This window comes from Acidovorax cavernicola, assembly GCF_003581445.1.
In genome coordinates, this window is the sequence record NZ_QXMN01000144.1 from 1 (window position 1) to 2,408 (window position 2,408).

The following is a 2,408-nucleotide window of genomic DNA, read 5'->3' on the forward strand; positions in this document are numbered from 1 at the left end:
GTGGTGGTCGTATCGCCCTGGTTGCGGCCGTAGTTGAGCATCAGGCGCAGGTTGCCGGTCTTCCAGGCACCGCCGACGGTGGCGGCGTCCAGTTCGAGGCCGTTGGCATCGTGGAACTGCGTGTAGGCGCTGGTCAGGGCCAGGTCGCCGACAACGTAGTTCAGACCCAGTCCCTTGGAGTCCTGGCGGGTGGTGGACGCGGCGGACTCGCCAAAGCTGTACATCGCGCGCGCGGTCAGGCCACCGAAAGTGCCCGAGTACTTGATCGAGTTGTTGACGCGGTTGGACGCGGCATTGGTGTTGGTCGCACCGTATTCGATGCCCAGGCGGTGGCCCGTGAGGCTGGTGACCTGGATGTTGGGATTCATGCCCGCGAAGCGCATGCCGATGGGGTCGGAAAAGACGATCGAGTCTGCGACCAGCGTGTTCTGGCGGCCGGCGGTCACCGCGCCCCAGTTGCCCGCCAGGCCCAGCACGGCGGCGCGGTCGAAGAAGCCTGCGGCCGAACCGGAATTGCCGGCGTCCACGCCCAGCGTGGATTCGAGGTTGAAAGTGGCCTTCAGGCCGCCGCCCAGGTCTTCCTGGCCGCGCAGGCCCCAGCGGCTGGTGGGGCCGACGCCGCTGTTGAGGACCGTGGTGTTCTTCGGCGTGCCCGCATAGCCGGCGGTCAGGCCGCTTTGCGTGCGTACGGCGGCGTCCACGATGCCGTACACCGTGACGCTGCTTTGGCTCTGGGCCAGCGTGGGCACGGCCGCGCTGATGGCCAACAGTGCAAGTGCTGAAATTTTGTGCATGTCATGTCTCCTCGATGTAATTTTGAGTAATAACGAGGGATGGAGTTTGTCGGGATCCTTGTGCTGGAGGTAGACAAATATGGCATAGCTGATATGCCGACGCCGGCGGGCGTGACGCGCGATTCGAGCTGAAATCCTTGTGTGGCAAGGCGCCGCCACGGAATATGGCAGTGAATTCTTTGCAGGAGGAAGGTGTTCGCAGTGCGAAAACCAAGGGTTTTCACTTGTGGGAATTTTTCCAATTCTGAGCACACAAGCCCAATAATGCAGGGCAAACGCTATGCGCTTTCGTTATACCTTGGGAGGCGCTTGCGGCCTTGTCCAGCGCGCCTGAAGCGCGTCCTGGGCCACGGACTTGTTCAACGATTCAACGGACAGACAGTTATGAAATTCAAGCAGTTGCTCGGCGCCCTGGTGGCCACCGCGCTCTTCACGCCGATGGCTTTTGCGCAGAACTTCCCGACCAAGGCGGTGCGCATCGTCGTGCCGTTCGGCGCGGGCGGGGTGGCCGATGTGACGGCGCGCGTCGTCGCCCAGAAGATGGCGGAATCCCTGGGTCAGGCCGTGGTGATCGAGAACAAGCCGGGCGCGGGCGGCATCGTCGCGGGCGACACCGTCGCCAAGGCCGAGCCCGATGGCCACACCTTGCTGCTGATGTCCAACGGCACGGCCGTGAGCGAAGGCCTGTTCAAGGCCCTGCCGTTCAAGACGCTGCAGGACTTCGCTCCGGTCTCCACGCTCGGCTATTTCGATCTGGCCGTGGTCACCGCCGCGAATTCGCGCTTGAAGACGTTTGGCGAGCTGCTGGCATTTGCCAGGGCCAACCCCGGCAAATTGAATCTCGGCTCGATCAACGTCGGCAGCACGCAGCATCTGACTGCGGAAATGTTCAAGTCGGCGGCGGGCGTCGATGTGCAGATCGTGCCTTTCAACGGCACGCCCGCCGTGGTCACCGCGTTGCGCGGCGGCCAGATCGACGCGGCCGTGGAAATCGTCGCGCCGGTGCTCACGCAGATCCAGTCCAAGGCGCTGCGCGCGCTGGCCGTGACCAGCGACAAGCGCGCCGCCGTGCTGCCCGACGTGCCCACGACCAAGGAAGCCGGACTGCCCGGCTATGTGGCGCGCAGCTGGAATGGCCTGGCCGCGCCCGCGAAGACGCCCGCGCCGGTCATTGCCCGGCTCAATCAGGTGATCGTCGCCGCGCTGAATTCGCCCGATGTGAAGAAGAAGCTCCAGGACCTGAATGTCGATGCCCAGCCCAGCACCCCGCAGGAGGCTTCGGCGCTGCTTGCTTCGGAAGTCAAGCGCTGGGGCGATGTGATCAAGACCGCCAAGATTGCGCCGCAGTAAGTTCCCGGCCGCGCTGCCCACCGATCTGCCTTGCCCTCTCACGGGCCTGGCAGATTTTTTGTTGCCCGGGCGTGGCGGGAACTTTGCGCGTGTTTTCTGCACGAAAAAACCATGACCGGTCGGCTTTCCCGTGCAGCGGGAGCGCTATCCTTGCCGGCTTTCGTCGCTTTTCTCACGGGTTTGTTCTCCATGCTTCGCCGCCGTTTCCTGCTCAGTTCCCTGGTGTCCACCACACTGCTGTCCACCGCCTGTTCGGGCAAGTCC

2 protein-coding genes are annotated in these 2,408 nt (G+C 63.9%); one reads left to right on the forward strand and one right to left on the reverse strand.

Annotated elements, in window-relative coordinates; translation table 11 throughout:
* Positions 1 to 794, reverse strand: a 794-nt coding sequence (locus D3H34_RS31780) for a porin (protein ID WP_147400551.1), incomplete at its 3' end; no start/stop codon positions are given.
* A 438-nt stretch (positions 795 to 1,232) separates the two neighbouring features.
* Between D3H34_RS31780 and D3H34_RS31785 the strand changes: the two genes are divergently transcribed.
* Positions 1,233 to 2,144 carry a Bug family tripartite tricarboxylate transporter substrate binding protein gene (locus D3H34_RS31785; protein ID WP_286186528.1) on the forward strand — a complete coding sequence of 304 codons (912 nt, stop codon included), beginning with the start codon at positions 1,233 to 1,235 and terminating at the stop codon, positions 2,142 to 2,144.
* Positions 2,145 to 2,408 lie beyond the last annotated feature (264 nt).